Raw genomic sequence first — 18,785 nt, forward strand, 5'->3', positions numbered from 1 at the left:
TCAGTGAGGCCGTTTCACCACCAGCCCGCTGCGTGCGGCCAGATCGCCCATCGACGGTGCGCTGTCTTCCGCGCTGTCGCGCCACAGTCGGCTGGCCAGACCGGACGGCAGCGCATGCGCCGCGACCGACAGCGACCAGTCCAACGTCGGCGCCGGGCTCGCGTTACGCGAACGGTTGATCACGATGTAGCTCCGCTGCGTCGCGCCTTCCTCGGCCGGACGCTGCGCCCCCGCTTGCAACGTGGCGCTGGCGCTGCGCAGGCTGCGCGCATCGCGCTCGACCTGGAACGACAGCACGCCTTGCGCGCTGGCATGGCCGTTGCTGACTTGGTAATGGATCGTGTCGACGCCGAGGAAGCCCAGGTGCGGCCGATAGGCGTAACTGCCGTCCGCGTTGCGGTTCAGCACGCCGTGCGCGGATGCGCCGAACTCCAACTGCAGGCGGCGTCCGTTGGGATCGCGCGCCAAGGCATGCGCGTCGAAGCGCACCAGCCCGCCTTGCAGCACCGCGAAGCTGGCGTTCAACGCCTGCGGCGGCGGCACCAGGGCCGTACGCGCGACCCGCACCATCACCAACGCCGCTTCGCCCCGGGTGCCGATCACCTGACAGGTGAAAGCATCCACGCCGTACCAGTTCCGGTTCGGCGTGTAGCGGTAGCGGCCGTCGGCGTCGATGCGCACCTGCCCGTGGTTGGGCCCGATCAGCACCTGCGCGCGGCCGATCGATTGCGGTACGGTCCGCGAAGCGATCGCGGTGACGACGGTTTCCACCGCCGGCACGTCGCGTTCGATCTGGGCGTGGTTGCGTTGGACGTGACGCCTGGAGCCGACGAAGGCGAGCGACTCGCTGACCGTGCCGGCGCCTTCGGACTCGTGCGCCGACGCGTCGATCGTGCTGCGATCGGCCGTCGCCGCGGCGCTCATCGCCGCCGACGCCATCTCCATGGTGTCCACCGGTTGCGGAGTCGTCGATTCGGTCTGATCGGTTCCACCGCCCTGATCCTGCTGCTGTTGGGCCAGGGCAGCGGCCTGCACCGCGTACTCCGTGCGCGATTCGCTCAGGTCGTACTCGAGCGTCGCGTCGGTGGCGCTGATGGAGGCATCCATGCTGGCGTACAGGCTGTCCTCATCGCTGAAGCACTCGTAGCCGCTGCCGTCGGAATACACACGTATCCACACCGTGGCGCAGTTGGAGTTGTACTGGCCATCGTTGACCCGGTAGGTGAACGCGTCCAGTCCGTACCAGTTGCGGTCGGGCGTGTAGGTGAAGGTGCCGTCGGCGTTGAACGACAAGTTGCCGTTGCGCGGGCCGCAGACCACTTGCGCGGTCAGCGGATCGCAGGTCGGATCCCAGTCGTTTCGGGTCGGATCGAAACGCACCGATCCGTCCTCGTCGACGTAGACGTGATCGTCGAAGGCCAGCGGCGGCAGGTTGGCGCACAGCACGTCGATCGAGACCGTGGCGACGTTGGAGTCGCGTTGGCCGTCGTTGGCGACGTAGGTGAAGCTGTCCGGACCGATGTAGCCGAGGAACAAGAACGAGCGGTCCGGCGTGTAAGTGAAGCTGCCGTCGCTGTTCTGGCGCAGGGTGCCGTGCTTGGGACCGCTGATCAGGCGGCTGGTCAACGGGCGGCCTTCGGGGTCGCTGTCGTTGGCCAGCACCTTGATCGTGGCGGTCTGGTTGTTGTGCACGCGCACGCTGTCGTTGGCCGCGACCGGCGCCTGGTTGGCGGCGATCACCAAGCGCACCGTGGCGATCTGCGACTGGGTCTTTCCGTCGCCGGCGCGGTAGGTGAAGGTGTCGGTGCCGCTGAAGTTTCCGGTGGAAGTGTAGGTGAAGGTTCCATCGGCGTTGCGCACCAGATTGCCGTGGGCCGGGCCGGTAACGATGGTCGCGTTGAGCGGATCGCCGTCGGCGTCGGTGTCGTTGGCCAGCGGGTTGATCGTCATCGGCACGCCCTGATTGCCGTTGAACTGATCGTCGTTGGCGACCGGCGGCTTGTTGGTGGCGATCACATGGATCGTCACCGACGCCACGGTGGACTCCAGGCCGCCGTCGCTGGCGACGTAGGTGAAGCTGTCGGTGCCGCTGTAACCGCTGGTCGGGGTGTAGGTGATGGTGCCGTCGGCGCCGATTACGACCCGGCCGTTGGCCGGCTGGCTGACGATCCGCACCGACAGACCGGCGTTGGCCGGCGTGCCGCTGCCCTGGTTGGCGCCGGTGCTGTTGTCGATATCGCTGTCGTTGTCGAGCAGGCGGATCACCAGCGGCTGGTCCTGCAGCGTGGTGCCGACGTCGTTGACCGCCATCGGCGCATCGTTGACCGCGGTGATGGTGAGCACCACCGTCGCCACCGCCGACTGGCCCTGGCCGTCGCTGACCCGGTAGTCGATGCGTTCGCTGCCGTTGTAGTTCGTATCCGGCGTGTAGCGATACGTGCCATCGGCGTTGCGCACCAGGCTGCCGTGGGAGGGGCCGTTGACGATCACGACCGACAACGGATCGCCGTCGACGTCGTGGGCGCTGGACAGCGGATCGAATGCGATCTGTCCGTCTTCCAGCAGCGTCAGGTTGAGCCCGCCCGCGGTCGGCAGGTCGTTCACCGGATCCAGATCGATCGTCACCGTCGCCAGCGTGGAATCAGCCTGGCCGTCGTTGAGGCGGTAGGTGAAGCGGTCGCTGCCGTGGTAGTTGGCGTTCGGGGTGTAGGTGAAGCGTCCGTCGGCGCCCACGGTGAGCACGCCGTGCAGCGGGCCGTCGACGATGCGCGCGGTAAGCGCATCGCCGTCGACATCGTGGCCGGCGCCGAGCAGATCGCCGGTCACGGCCTCGTCCTCGCGACCGCTCAGACCGATGTCGCCGGCCTGCGGTGCGTCGTTGCGCGATTCCACCGTCAAACGGACCGTGGCGATGGCCGATTCCACCGTGCCGTCGCTGACCCGGTAGCTGAAGCTGTCTTCGCCGTGGAATTCCGCCGCCGGAACGTAGGTGTAGCTGCCGTCGGCGTTGCGCACCAGGGTGCCGTGCTGCGGTTCGGCGACGATGCTCGCGGTGAGCGCGTCGCCGTCGACATCGCTGGCGGCCGCCAGCGGATCGAAGGCCAGGTTGCCGTCCTCGGCCACGGTGAAGGCCGAATCGTTCAATCGCGGCGCATCGTTGTGGGCACGCAGATGAATGGTGACCGTGCCGAGCTCGGATTCCAGCTCACCGTCGCTGAGACGATAGGTGAAGGTATCGACGCCGTTGTAGTCGCTGTCCGGCGTGTAGGTGAAACGGCCGTCGGCATCGACCACCAAGGTCCCGTGCTCGGGGCCGCGCACCACGGTGACGGTGAGGCGATCGCCGTCGACGTCGCTGCCGGCGACGATCAGCTGGCCGCTGGCCGGCTGGTCTTCGTCCACTTCGATGTCGGCGACCTGCACGGTCGGCGCGTCGTTGACCGGCTTGACCGTCAGATCGATCGTCGCCACCCGCGAAACCGCGTTGCCGTCGCTGACGCGGTAGCTGAAGCGGTCGGCGCCGTTGAAGTTCGCCGCGGGCACGTACGAATAGGTGCCGTCGGCGTTCAACGTCAGGCTGCCGTGCTGCGGGCCTTCGACGATTTCGAACTGCAATGCATCGCCGTCGACGTCGTTGGCCTGCGGCCGCAGATCGACCACCAGCGTCGCGTCCTCGTTCACCTCCATCCGCGCATCGCCCACGCTCGGCGGGTGATTGACGTGAATCACCTTGAGGCTGACGGTGGCGGCGTTGGATTGGGTTTTGCCGTTGTCGAGCACGTAGCTGAAGCTGTCCTCGCCGTGGTACAGCGCATCGGGCGTGTAGCTGAAGCTGCCGTCGGCATTGAGCACCAAGGTGCCGTGGGCCGGGCCGTTGACCAGCACCGGCGTGAATCCGGCGCTGTTGCGATCGTTGCCGATCACGTTGCCGACGGTGACGGCGTCCTCGTAACCCTCCACTGCATCGTCGCTGGCCTGCACTTGGCCCATCAAGGCGACGTCGCGGATGGTGACGCGGCTGTTTTGCGCACCGAAGCCGATCAGGTCGAACGACAGATTCACCGCCGTGCCCGCGGCGATGCCGCGCACGTCGACCAAGTAGGTGCGGCTGCCGTCGGCATTGAGCTTGACGGTGACGCCCTGAGCCAAGGTGGCGCGACCGTTGCCCTGCAGGTTGAGCAGGGAATCGGTACGGGTGAGCCCGATCGCGCCGCCGAGCGAGGCGCCGCTGACCGCATCGAGCAAGGCCGCCTCGAACGCGTCCTGCGGCATGTCGCCGGGGTTGTCCAGATTCAGCCCGGCCACGGTGAAGCGCAGGAACTGATCGCCTTCACCGATGAGGAACACCTGGTTGAGGCGAGTCTGGCTGACCGCGGTTTCGCCGAGAGTGACCGAACCGTCCGCGTTGTAGCCGACTTGACCGAACTCGATCCACTGCTCGGCGTTGTCGACCAGGCGCGGATTGACGACCGGCGCGACCCAACCGGTGGGCGGGTTGGCGCTGGGCGTGCCGGTGGGCGGCGCGACTTGGGTGTAGGTACCGGGGCTGGCGAAGTAGGGCACGTTGCCCGAGCGAAGCATGGCGACGTCGACCGCATCGGGCAGGCGGCGGGTGCCGGCTTCCAGATACTCGGCCATGTTCGCGGTGTCGCCATAGGTCACCGGCAAGCCCATGACGTGGCCGTACTCGTGGATGAGCACGGTCAGCAGGTCGAGCTTTCCGGCGGCTTCCGAACCGGCCGCGGCGACGAACTTGGTCGCGTGCGAGGTGGCGTGGAATTCGGATTGTTCGCCTGCGGTGGCGTCGACGAACCAGCCCCAGCCGGCGCCGAGCGCGTCGATGGTGATGGTGGTGCCTGCGGTTCGACCCGCCATTCCGGTTGGCAAATCGCCGACCTCGAAGGTAGCCCGATCCAGCATGGCCTGCGACGCACCTGCATCCAACCAGTACTGACGGGCCTGGGCCAACACAGAGGAAATCTGCTGCATCGTCAGCGCCGGCACGTTGGTCGCGGTGCCTTCGGTGCGAACGCTCTGGTAGTCCCAGTTGGTGATCTCGAACTTGATCCGGCCGTTGTTGATCATTTGCCGGATTTTTTCCAGGCGCTCGGCGTAATCCGGGAACAGATTGCTGTCATCCAGAGCGTAGCCGTCCTTGGACGACGGCCTGTGCAGTTTCAGGGTCGGATCGCCGCTTTTCAGGCGGTTGAGCACGATGTTGTTGAGCCCCAAGAGCTGACGTTCATCGACGATGGAATAGACCACATCCGCCTTCGGATTGGCCTCAAGTCCGCAAACGTCGCGGAACAGCATGTACAGGGTGTCGTTCGCCAGCATCTCCGGAGTTTTGGCCCGGTAGAAGGACAGCTTTCGATCGATGAAGACTTCTCGGTCGCCGACGTATTTGTGCCCCTCGTACAGGCGGTAGTTGTTGGTGTTATGCCCCGGTGCCCGATCCGGGTTTTCGAACACCATGCCCCATTCCGCGTGTTTGCCGGTCGCTGGATCGAATATCGCGCCCCAGGTGGCTCTTTCGAAATCGCCGGCCGGTCCTTTGCGATTGAACGAGGAGACGATGATGGTGCCGCCGGCCGCCGGGTTGGTGACCACGATATCGACTTCGCCCGGTTCCAGATGCGGAAGGTCGCTGGGCACCGGATCGGATCTGGCCGGATCGCGGACCTCGATGTCGAAGCTTTGATGCGGATGTGGCGATGCGCAATTGTTGTTGTGCACCCACAAGCCGGTCTTGCCGACGTAGTAGGTATGGAAGCCTTCCACCTCGAGGTTGAAGACCTGGCGGCGGAAGTGCGGATCGGCATCGACATAGAACTCCTGCAAGTAGCGGGTGTTCTCATCCAAATCCCGCCAGGAGTCGTTGAAGTCCAGACGCAATCCGGGCGCCTCGTCGGTATGGAACGAGGCGACGAATCCGATTCCGTCCTGCCCTGTGCTGTACACCATCTCGCATTCGCCGACGATGATCTCGCCGCCGTCCTCGGATTCGAGGATCTGTCCGGAATAGAGCTTGTCCAGTCGCAGCCAGCCATGGTCCCTGACCCAGACCGGGTGGTTGCCGGTGGCGTAAATGCGCTCTTGCTTATGGGTCTGGGTGTGCAGGATGTCGACGTACCAGATTTCCTTGTCGTCGAAGACGTAGGTGTTGACGACCTTGCGATACTCCTTCTCGCCCTTGCTCTCAGGTTGGGAAAGAACCATGTCGCCGATCTTGATCTGCTCGATCGGAACCGGGCCCTTGTCCGTCCAGACCGTCGTGCCGGCGACGAAGCAGCCGTCGTTGAATTCGGGATAGTTTTCGTCCCTCAGGCTGCAGTAAGCCTCCAGCTCACGCTCGTACAACGGTCGGCCCGAGTACTTCTCCGCGAATGTGGCGGTGAGATGTTCGACCGTGGGAACGCGGTGACGGTCCAGGAATCGGGTGACGCTGCCGGCGTCGGCCAGGGCGGCCGACCCTGCCCTGCGCATGGCCTCGCGCAATTGCCAGGCTTGCTTGGCTTGCAACTGGATCGGCAGGTTCTTGTCGACCATATTGACGATCTGCGGAACCAGATCGCGATACCACAGCTCGGCTTGGCCCAAGGTCATCGAGCCGCGGGCCGGAGTGATGAAGGCCACGCGGCCGCCGACTTTGACGGTCGACTTGCCGCCGACATCGGGAGGCAACGCGTCACCGATATGGGTCGTACCCGATTGCGGGCGCGACGGCTCCAGGTCGACGGAAACGCCCCAGCTTTCGGTCATGTCGCTACGGCCGGGCTTGCGGTTGAACAACTCGCCGCTGATCAGTTTGCCGATGCCGTGGAACAACAGTTCGAAGCCCGCCGAACCCAGGCCCTCGACCAAGCCGCTCGACAACATCTGCACCAGCGAGAAGTCCTTTTGTCCGGACTTGCCGTTGGTGATGGCATAAACCTCCTGCAGGCCGCTTTGCTGGATCGCGTCGAACAATGCCCCACTGACCGCGGCACCGCCGGCGTTGCCGAGCACTCGGGTGGCCAGCGAAGCCGCATTCGAGGTCCAGCGGGTGACCACGCCGCCCACGCCCATCTGCACCTTGGTCGCGTAGCCGGTCGCCATCACGTCGACGAAGTTGGCGTTGACGAACTCCTGGTAGCTGAGTTCGCTGTTGTTGTACTGCTGCAGACGTTCGTCGTATCGGCCCAGGTAACCGCCGGTGAGCAGGTTGTCGACACCCCAGTAGATGATGCTCTTGACCATGTTGTCGTCGGGGTTGAAGGTCTCGCGCATGCTGGGGAACTTGATCGGCGGCGGTTCCGCCGGTGCGACCTCGATCGTGGGCAGGGGCACGTCGGCATAACCCAACTGAATCGGCAAGCCGCTCGGCGTATAGGTGGCGATGCCGAAGATCCAGCCGAATCCACTGCCGTCGGTGGGGCCGTTGTAGCGGGCCGGAGTGACGGCCTGGATCTGCGAGCCGAATTGCGCGCCGCTGCCGCCGCGGATCCAGTTGCGGTCGATCGGCATGCTGCGTCGGTCGATGCCGAGCGCGGCCATCGCCGCGGCGGCATCGCCGGTGTTGAAGTTGATCGCCGATTGGATCAGCGATGCCGCATTCCAGGTGTACATGGAATAGGTCATCGGCGCGAACATGTCGTAGTTTGGCTCGTAGTTCCAAACGCCCGCATACAAGATGCCATCCAGGCCGACCGAGATCTTGTCGATCGCGCCACCGGCGATCGGCGTGGTCGCGCCCAGATAGACCGGCGGTTGTCCATTACGGCCGAACGGGTTCTCGATGATGCCGATCTTGCCGCCGATCTGCACCGGTTGCAGCGATCCGTCGCGCACGGCGATGAAGTCGTTGAACCAGTAGTTCTTGTCGGCGACCAGGGCGTATTCCTTGCCCTGGTAGTAGACGATCACCGTGCCGGCCGCGCTCAGAATGTCCTGGTGGTACTTGTGGCCGCCTTGAGTGGGGGCGAAGTTCACCGGGCCGCGCATCTGGATGGCGTTGGCGTCGATCGCGGACTCGCCGCTGATGCGCCCCAACCAGTTCGGATTGACGTTGATCGCCGCCACGCCCCAATCCTTGTCGTCGGCATTGCTGACCAGGAACTGGCCTGGTTCGGCGCCGCTGGTGACGTAGGTGGGTTTCTTGCCCTTGTTGCCCTGGCTGTAGTCGCCGGGATCGACGATGGCGACCGCGCCCAGGGTGACGATGCCCAGGCGATCGATCTGGTTGATGTCGATGATGGTGACGGTGCCGGACGTGGAGGTCAGCGCGATATAGCTCTCGGCGTTGACCGCGATGTCCTGATAGCCGTCGCGCGGCACGTCGGTTCCGATGTTGAGCCACTGTTCCTCTTGCAGGAAGTTGCCGTTCATCGGATTGACGTTGACTCGCCTCAGGCCACCGGGATCGCTGCCGTTGGAGCGCAAGGCGACATACAGCCAACCGTTGCTTACCGCCAGGCTGGAGATCCGCCCGTACGCCAGGCTGCTGAGCTGGTAAGTGAACACGACGTTGCGGGTCAAGGTGTCGATCACGTAGATCTGCTTGTCCCAACCGGCCACGAACACCAGCGAACCGTCCTCGCTGAAGCTGATGGGATGACCGGCGCCGCGCGCCAGAGCCAGCGGCCGACCGCGTTCGTCGACGGTGAGCTGCTGTTGCAGCGCCACCGGTGCGGAGTTGGTGGAACTGGGTTGGCCGGTGTACTGGAACACATTGATGGTGTTGGCTTGAGTCACGTACGTCATCGGCGTGCCGGTGTTGTACGTCTGGATCGAAGCGCTGCTCAACCGCGTACCGCGCACCGAATCGCCGTTGCCGTCGACGGTCAAGGCGACGCGCTCGATGCGGATGACGTGTTGCGACAGCGCCACATCCTCCCGGATGGTGAACTTCAAGGTGGCTCCGGGGCCGCTACCGGAAGGACTCACATCGAACGCCTGCCAGATCAGTCCTTCGCTCGCGCGCGCGCCTTCGACCGATGGGCTGGTCAATTGCGCGCCGCGCGGTTCGACCCACACGCGCAGGTAGAAATTCCCGCTGGACTGGCCGGCGGGCAGGAAGTCGCCGGTCAGAGTGATCTCGCGCGTAGCGACGTTGTAGTTGAAGCCGGTGATCTGCGGGGTGGTATCGGTGGCCGGACGCGGCACCGCCGGGAACTGCGCCGACGGATCGGTCGAAGTCAACGCCGCCGCCGGCACGTTGAGCTGATACGTGCCGGCGATCCCGTAACTGATCGCGGTGAGGTTGGTCGGGATCGACTGGATCATGGCGACAGCGCCGATGCTCATCGAGCCCATGGCCGGTATCGCGACGGCCATGTACGCCATATTCATCCACAACGCATCCCAGTTCAGCGCCATGCCCGAAAGCTTGGCGTCGCCGGTCTGTTCGTTCACCGACGCCTTCTTGGCGGTGACGATGAAATTGCCGCCGACCATCGCGCCCTGGAACGGCGGGCTGGCGGTGCGGGCCATGCCGTCGGCGCCGATGACGCCGTCGTCGACCAGCCACCAGGTCTTGTGGACCACGCCTTGTGCGTCGGTGATGGTGCCTTCGCGCCAGAACATGACCTGGGTGCCGGCCGCCAACTGGGTCGGCTGGCCGGTGGCGGGGTCGATCGGGCCGTTGACCTTCAATGCGAACTGCAACGCCGTATTGGCCTTGAGCCCGCCCAGGTCGATGCGCACCGCGCCCAGAGTGTTGAGCGTGTCCATGCCGGGCAGCGGAGTTTCCAGCGCGCCGATCGAGATCGCCTGGATCGACGCGGTGGTGTCGCTGGGCAACGCGCCGGCGCCGATCGACAGCAAGTTGCCCTGGTTGTCCATGGTCACCGCGCCTTCGTTGGCCGGCACGTGGGTCGGGCCGACCACCGGCACCTTGACCCGCAGTTGCACCGTGGCCTGCAGGCCGCCGTTGATGACGGTGATGGTGGCCACGCCGGTGGAGCGCGCCAGCACCAGGCCGTCGGCGGTGATCTCCGCCACCGAGGGATCGCTGATGAAATAACGCGTGCCCGAAGTGGCCTTGCTCAAGTCGGTGCCCAGGCCCCAACCGGAGAAGGTGTGCACGTCGATCTGGCGTTGGCCGATGCCGGCGGCCAGATCGAAAGTGGCCGGGAACAGATCGAGCTCGTTGTCGTTGCCGTCGTGCATCGGACGGGTCGGTTGCGCGGAGACCACGATCGCGTTGAACGCTTCGATGCCGTGCGAGCGGATCCGCACCAGCGCGGTGCCGTTGGTCAGGCCGCGGACGATGCCGTCGGCACCGACTGCGACCACCGCCGGGTTATCGGACAGGAACTGCACGTAGTTGCCGATCAGTTCGACGCCTTGCTGGTCCTCGAAATCGCCGATCACGCGGAAGCGTGCGCTGGTGCCGGTGCCCAGCACCGGGATGCGCTCAACGCGCATGCCGATCAGGCGCGCGGCGCTGACGTCGATGTTGAGCTGGATCGGGGCGCTGGTGCTGTAGCCGTCGTCGGCGCTCACGAACACGCTGGCCACGCCGGTGTACCCGGGTTCGGGATCGAAGATCACCGACTGGCCGTCGCTGCTCAGGCGCGCGGTGCCGTGGCTGGCGCCGAGCACGCGCCAGAACACCGCATCGCCGTCCTGATCGCGGGCGAGCGACGACAACGGGATGCGCACGCTCAGATCGGCGTGGGTGAGCACGCGCGGCAGTACCGCCGCTTCGGTCGGCGGCAGGTTGGCGCGCCAGCCGAAGTTGGCGTACAGGATCTGACGATCGCTCTGATCGACGCGGCCGTTGCGGTCCAGATCGCCGATCGCGGCGCCGTTGGCCATGGCCTGATCCCAGGCCGCGCTGTCGTTGCCGTCGATGCGGCCGTTACGGTCGAGGTCGCCGGCCAGCGCGATGCTGATGCGCGCGGTGCCCGCGCCGTGCAGGCGGATCAACTTGACGCCGGCTTCGGTGACGCGGATCAACAAGGTGCGCACGCCGTTGACGGTGGCGGTGCCGAGCACATCGGCGCCGATCACTTCCAGAGTCGAGGCGGCATCGCCGAACTCGACGCTGAGGGCGAGCAGGATCGCGCCATCGGCGCCGGCGTGCTTGACCGTCGAGGCCAGCTCGCTGTCGCGCACGTTGAACGCCAGCGTGGTGGTCTGGTCGGCTTGCAGCGTGCCGCTCCACTGATTGCCGCCGCTGTTGCCGAGCCACTGCGCGGCGGTGCCCAGATTGCCGGCGATGACGTCGGCATAGGGCTGGCCGTCGGCGCGGTAGCCGTAGGCCGTGCCCAGTTCCGCGCCCTCCAGCGCGCGCGCCAGGACCAGGCGGCCCTGCGTGTCGTAGCGATAGACCACGGTGCGGGTGCTGCCGTCGGCGGCGACCGGACCGCCGATCCGGGCGATGCGGCCCTGGATATCGCGGACGATGTCGATGCGTTGCGCCGCGTTGCCGCCGGCTAGGACGATGCCGCCGTCGGACACCAGCCAGTTCACGCCGTCGGCGAAACGCACCTGGGTGAGCTTGCCGGCGGTGTCGAGGCGATACACCGTGCCGTCCGGCGCGGTGAGCTCATAACCCGACGGCTGCCACGGCAGACCGCTGTTCTGGTCGTACAGGCGCGAGCCTTGGCGTTGCAGCGCATCGCCGTTGAGCGCGCGCAACTGCCAACCCTGATCGTTGGCGAACACGGCGCGGTGAACCACCGGCGCGCCCGGCGCGGAGCCGAGCGCGGTCTCCGAGGTGCCCAGGGCGAAGCCGAGATGGACCATCGGCGCATTGGCCTGGCCGAGGTTGGCGGGAATCTGCAGCCACACCCGCGCGCCTTCGGCCCATGGCGCCAGCATGCCGCTGGCGGCGAACTGCGCTTGGTCATGGGTCAGGCGGCTGTCGAAGCCGCTCAGATTCCAGTTGCCCAGATCGGCGTTGACGCCGCCTTCCACCGTGCGACGCAACACGAATGCGTGGCCGCCGAGCAGATAGGTCGCATCGCTCGCTTCCACAGTCGCGTAAGTCTTGCGTTCGCTGTCGATGACCAGGCGCGCTTCGATCTCACTGGTGCGGCCGGACAAGTCCCAGGCGCTCAGGCGCAATTGGTACACGCCGTTGCGGTACTGAGCCGGGTCCAGCGCGGCCAGCGACAGCAGTTGCTCCAGTGACTGCGCATCGTTCTCGCTTTGCGCCAGCACGCGCCACTCGGCGCTGCCCACCGCGGCGATCTGCAGGCGATAGCCCATCAGCTGGCGTTCGCTCAGCTGCGCGGTCAACGCGGTCAGCGCGCCGATTTCGACCGGCCGGCCGGTCGCGGTCGCGCCTTGCAGCGCGCCGGTCCAGGCCAGCGAGGGTGCGAGCGTGTCGGTCGGGTCCTTGATCCGCAGTTGCTTGATCGCGGTGCGGCTGAAGCCGTCGACATCGGTGGCCACGACCCGCACTTCGATCAGGCCCGGCTGGGTCGCCTGCAGGCGCAGGCGGCCGGCCTCGTCGAGGGTGGCGTTGGTCCAATCGTCCAGGCCCAGGCCGCTGCCGCGGATTTGCACGGAGATCGAAGCGATGGCGCCGAAGCTGGCTGCGCGCACGGTCACCAGCAGATTCTGGCCCGGCACCGCGGGGGTGCTGGGCAGGCTGTCGATGAGCACGTCGGGCGCGATCGAGGCGGCGTCGGCGGCCACGCGCAAGGTGAAGGTGCGCATCACCGAATCGCGACCGTCGGATACGCGCGCGGTCACCACGTAATCGCCGATCTGGCCGGGGCCGGGCGTCCAGCGCAGGCGGCCGGATGCGGCCTCGTACACCGCGCCTTCGGGCAGGCCTTCGAAACTCACCGTGAGCGCGCCGGTTTGCGCCGCGCCGTCGACGTCGTTGGCGTAGATGCCGCGACCGTCATTGAGACCGCCCAATTGCACCGGCAGGTTCAAGGTCTGGCCGACCAGGGCCAGATGGCGGCTGACCGCGAGCGTCGGCGCGCGGTTGGCGTCGAACACGCGCACGTACACGGTGCGGTAGACCACCGCATCGCCATCGGTGGCCTTGAAGGTGAAGGCGAATTCGCGATCGTTGGCCAGCGAGTTGTCGACCGTCTGGTGATCCGGCGTCCACTCGAAGTAGCCGGTCGCGGAGTTGAAGGTGATACCGGCCGGGGTGTTGGCGTCGTAGATCAGGCTCAACGAGGTCGGCTGGCCGTCGCCGTCGCTGGCGCGCACGGTGAAGCCCAGGGTGTCGCCCTCGCGCACCAGTTGGAACGGCAGCGGGTTGATCACCGGTGCCTGGTTGACGTTGGCCACGCGCAGCTCGAACACGCGCGACAGCGACATCGCGCCGTCGCTGCCGGTGATGCGGAAGCGGTACACGCCGGGCGCATCGCCGTCGACGTTGTCGCTTTGCGCGGCGAACAGGCTCGGCGTCCAGCGCAGCAACGCGCGATTGCCGTTGGATGCGCTGGGCACTTCCAGGATCATGCCGGCCGGCAAGTCGATCGCCGACCAGTTGATCACGTCGGCGTCGTTGTCGCGGGCGAACAACTCCAGGGTCAGCGGCACGCCCTCGGTGGCGCTCAACAGCACCGGGACGGCGGCGTTGCCGGTGTCGCTTACCGCGGCGCCGTTGGCCTGGATGCCGAGCAGTTCCGGAGCCACGTCGCTGGCGCGCACGATCACGCGCAGCGTGCGGGTGATGACGTTGGGCACCGGGTTGGCCGGATTGGCGTGGCCCTGATCCTGCGGCGGCAGGCCGCTGTCGCGCACGGTGATGACGATGTCGTGTGCGCCGATGTCGCCGGCGCCGGGCTGCCAACCGAAGATCGCATAGCCGTACTGCGGCATGCGGATCAGCTCCGCGCCCAGCGGCAGGCCGCTGACCTCGTAGCTCAGCGGATCCTGATCGCGATCGGTCATCGAGATCGGCAGGGTGATCATCTGGCCTGCGACCGCGATGATCTGCGAAGGCAACACCAGTTCCGGCGGCTCGGTCAGGCTGCGCGCGGTCAACACGAAGCGCATGGTCTGCGCCAGCACCCGGTTGACTTCGCCGTCGCCGTTGTCCTGCGCGACCAGAGTGATTTCGTAATCGCCGCGATCGTTATCGCCCGGAGCGAAGCGGATGGTGCCGGTGATGCGGCCGTCGCCGCTGGACGGATTTTGGGTGTAGGTGGCGAAACGAGGCAGGCCGGAGATGGTCAGCTGGATCGGATTGCTGTCGACGTCGTCGATGACCACCGGGATTTCCAGCACTGCGCCCTTGTCGACGATCGCCGATGCGATCGGCGCGATCACCGGCGCGCGGTTGGCGTTGGCGACCACGATCGGGATGGTGACGCGGCTGACCGCCGGAGTACCGGTACCGTCGCCGTCGTCGGTGGCGATCACGGTGATGTAGTACGTGCCGGACTGGGAATAACCCGGCGTCCACACGATTTCCAAGGTCTCCGCATCGAAGCTGGCGCCTTGCGGCAGGCCCAGCACCTGGTACTGCACGGTCGCCGCGGTGCTGCCGACTTCATCGACCGCCTGACCGCCCGGACGCAGACGGATCTTGGGCGCGAAGCCCGGATTGTCCGGATCGACCGCGAACGCGGAGATGCGCAGCGTCTGGCCTTCGAAGGTCTGCCACGGCGATTCGATGTTGGCATCGAACACCGGTGCGCCGTTGGCGTTGAGAACGTTGAACTCGATGGTCTGAGTGGTGCGTCGGACCACGCGCTGCCCGCCGGGCAGGGTGTAGGTGGCGGTGAGCGTCACCGGCACGCTGTAGGAGCCGCGCTGGCTGTAGGTCGGGGTCCACGACAACCAACCGGTTTCGGGGTTGATCTGCGCGCCGCCGCCCAGGCCGGGTGCGCTGTAGGTCAGCACGACGGTGGTGCCGTCGGACTGGCGCAGACCGCCCGGCACCTGGCCGTTGAGCTGCAACGCGAAGGCGACGCCTTCCTGCAGCGTCTGCGGCGGGATCGGCGCGAGCACCGGCAAGGCCTGCTGCTGCTGGACCACGATGTCGAAACGCTGGACCAGCGTGGTCTTGCCGTCGCTGACGGTGACGGTGATGTTGCGGTAGGCGTCGGCCTGGGTGTAGTCGGGCGTCCAGGTGAGCAGGCCGGTGCCGGCATCGAACATCGCGCCCGGCGGCAGATTGCCGATGCTCACCACCAGGGTATCGCCGTCGGCGTCGGCGGCGATCAAGGGCAGCGACAAGGTCTCGCCTTCGCCGATCACGATCTCGCGTTGCAGGTTGAGCGTGGGCGCGTGATTGCCGCCGGTCACCGGCAGGCGCAGCGTGCGCAGCGAAACGCCGCCACGGCTGTCCTGCACGCGCAGCACGATGGTGGTGTCGGCCAGCGCGTTCGCATCCGGCGTCCAGGTCAAGGTGGCGGTGGAGTGGTAGAAACCGTCGGCGCCGACGGTGTGTCCTGCCGGCGGCGTCAGCACCAATCCCGGCGGTCCCTGCAGCACTTGCCAGAAGAACAGCGTGCCGTCGAAGTCGATCGCGTCGATCTGGCCGGTCCAGCTCTGGCCGATCGCGGCCGGATTGGCGAACGTGCCGGCGGCCTCGGCCACCGGGTCGGTCAGCTTGATCGCCGGCGGCAGATTGGCCTGCGGCGCGGCGTAGACATCGTGGCCGAGGTCGGCCTTGGCCAGGTCGAGCAGGCCGCCGGCGGTGGAGAAATGTCCGGCCGGAACGATGGTCACGGTCTGGTCGGCCAAGGTCGCGCCCGCGGCGAGTTTGCCGCCCAACGCCTGCAGCGCCGCGGTGAGGTTGAGCATCCACAGCTGCGCCTGATCGGCGCTGCCGGGATTGGCGCCGGCGATGGCGCCGCCGAAGTAACGGCCGGGGTCGAGCAACAGCACGATCGGCCCGCGCAGATCGTCGGTGCCGATATTGGTCACGCTGACGTCGTAGCTGATCGCGCCGGTGAGACGGTCGGCTCGGGTGTTGGTGAAGGTCAGCCGCACCTGTGTGCTCATGTTGAGCAGAGCGGTGAAGCTGGTCTGGGTGTCGTTGCCGATGCGCAGCTGCGAGGCGCTGCGCAGGTTGCCGCTGATGACCAGGCGATAGCTGCCCGGGCTCAGACCGCTGACATCCAGGTACGCGGTGTTGGTCTGCGCATCCCAGCGCACGGCCTTGGGCATGATCGCCGCGGCGCCGGGTTCGGACGGCACCAGCACATAGTTGCGCACGTCCAAGGCGCTGCCGACATCGACCGCGCCGCCGCCGTTGCCGAGCCACATGGCCTGATCGAACTGCACCGCGATCTGCGACATCGGCAGCGGCAGCAGCGAGCCGTCGGGCACGCTGGTGGCCAGTACCTTGGGCGCGCGCGCCGGAGCCAGTTCATCGATGTGATGGGTCTGCGCGATCAGGATGCGGCCGTCGGCGGTGGTCATCACCGCCTTGCCCTGAGTGCCGCCTTCGGCGACCTGCAGGACGCGGCGCGAGGCCAGCTCGATCATCCACACCGAGGAGCCGTGCGCGGTTTCGGTGTCGCTGGCGGCATGGATCTGCTGCGGCAGCGAACCCGATGCGATCAGCAGACCGGCCAGCAGCGAGCCCGGCGCGCCGAAGGCGATGCTGTCGACTACGCCGCGGACGCGGTATTCCAGTTCGGCGCGGCCCAGGGTGCGACCCGACATCGGGAAGCTGACGATGTCGGTAGTGCCGTTGGGATCGGCCGACGTGATCTCGCTGCCGGTCCAGCGCACCGCCCACAGGCGACCGTCCGGAGCGAAGGCGAGATCGCCGACGCGGGTATTGCTGAAGTGGCTCCAGGCCGGGACGCCGTTGGCCGGGTTGGGGCGATAGATGTTGATACCGTCGCCGGCGGAGACGTAGATCTCGCCGGTGAGCGGATGCACCGCCAAGGCATGCGTGAGCGGCTGCCCGCCGGGGCCCTGCACGCGGCGCACGATCGCGCCGCTGCCCGGATCGACCTGCAGCAGTTCGCTGCCGGTCATCACCCACAACTGGCCGAGGCGATCCACCGCCATGTCCAGGATCGGCTGATCCAGGCTGAACAACGGCGTGGTGCTGCGTCCGCCGTCCTTGCCGTAGCGATAAACCTCGTTACGCAGCGAACCGGCGCTGACCAGCACCGATTGATCGGCGAGTTGGACCATCGCCACAGCGCCCAGGTCGCCGGCGCTGCCGGAGAAACCGTCGGCGAAGCCGCGCGCGGCGAACGGCGCGAGCACGTTGCGAAGATCGCCGCCGCCGACGCTGGCGACATGGCCGGGCAATTGCTCGCGCGCCTGCGCGAACAGCGGATTGGACGGGTAGCTGCGGTCTTCCGGTGCTTGCGGGATTTCCGCGGTCTGCTCCAGGCCCGGGCGCACGCCCAGGCCGTCGGTGACTTCCTGTTGCGAACCGTCGTCGGGCAACACCGCGTTGGCGACCATGGCCGCCTCGCGATTGCCGGCGTTGTCGGTCGCCACCGCGAGGAACTCGTAGTGGGCGCCGGCTTCGCCGACGAAGATCGCCTCGGTCGTGCCCGGTCCGATCTGGCGCTGCCAGATGCGGAAGTCGCCGCCGTCGCGGGCGACGTAGACGGTGACGTAGCGGATGCCGCTGGCGTCGTCGCGCGCGGTCCAGCTCACCTTGACGACCGGTCTGCCTTGCGCGTCGTTGCCCAGCGGCACGGCCTGCACGGTGGTGACCGGCGCGCTGGCGTCGATGGTCACCGATTGCGCCTGGCTGTCCACCGGCGGGGTGTCGTCGAACAATATCCGCGCGACTGTGTCGATGGTGGCGCCCGATGCGACGCCGATCGCGGTGGACACGGTGAAGCTGACGAAACCGCTGGACAGCTGCGGGTTGGCGCCGTCGCCGTCGGTCGGCGCCAGCAGCACGCGGTTGGGATCGAGCATGACCTCGCCGGTGGCCGGATCGATGGCCTGGATCAGCCAGGTCGCGGTACGGGTGAGCGCATCGATGCCCGCGCTGACGCGCAGGATGAAACCCTTGCTGCCGCTGAAATCGAAATCGCCCTGGAAGTTGGCGCGATCGTCGGGGATGTGCAGGTTGATGTCGCCGATCTTCAGATCGCCCAGACGCAGCGAACGCGGATCGACGTCGCTGTCGAGCTGGGAAACGATGCGGATCTGATGGACGCCGCGACCGCTGAGGTTGTTGAAGCCGAAGGTGTAGGGCAGGGCGAGTCCGGCCGGCACGTAGACGCTGCCGTCGGCGGCCGAGACCCGGCCCTGCGGGCCTTGCACCTGGATGGTCGGATGCTCGGCGTCGGACTGACGCGCGATCAGCTGCAGGTACTGACTCAAGTTGAGGGGCTTGCCCGGAACCGGGACGAACTTGTCGTCCAGCAGGCCTTCATGGCGCAAGTACTCCAGTTCCGCCAATCCGCCGACGAAGATGCGGAAGTTCTGGAACTGCAGGACGCGGCCGGTACCGCGGTCGTAATCGGCCGGATTGGCCAGTCGCGGCACCGGGCTGAGCACCACGTCGCCTTCGTCGGTCTGACGCAGCTCGATATGATCGATGTCGCCGCGTCGGGCCGCTTCATCGCCCGCATGACGGGCGGTATCGCCGTACCACTGCTGCACCTTGGCGAAGAAGCCCAGGATGTCGGCCTGGCTGCGGTAGCTGTCGCCCGCGCGCGAGAACAGGATGCCCGCGGCCAGGGTCGCATTGAGGCTCACCACCAGGGTGTGCTCGCGGATCGGCGGCGCCTGATCGATCGGACGGATCAGGCCCGCGCCTTCCAGCGCGCCGAGCCAGCCGGCGACCCACTTGGCCGCATCCGCGGCAAGCACGCCCAGGTTTTCCGGCGTGCTCGGGTCGGCCAGCACCGCGGTGCGCAGGCGCAAGGCGTAGGCGGTCTGTTCGG

1 protein-coding gene (only partly in view) is annotated in these 18,785 nt (G+C 66.8%); it reads right to left on the reverse strand.

Going from position 1 to position 18,785, the window contains the following annotated elements; translation table 11 throughout:
• A protein-coding gene (locus tag ACTOWJ_RS05150; RefSeq protein WP_441333530.1) for an Ig-like domain-containing protein crosses the window boundary here: on the reverse strand, positions 1-18,785 show its final stretch. The gene runs 19,024 nt beyond the window's last position; only the last 18,785 of its 37,809 coding nucleotides appear in the window; the start codon falls outside the window, past its right edge — the gene reads right to left on this strand; its stop codon occupies positions 1-3.

It is taken from the genome of Lysobacter sp. CA199 (assembly GCF_052078715.1).
Lineage (GTDB): Bacteria > Pseudomonadota > Gammaproteobacteria > Xanthomonadales > Xanthomonadaceae > Lysobacter.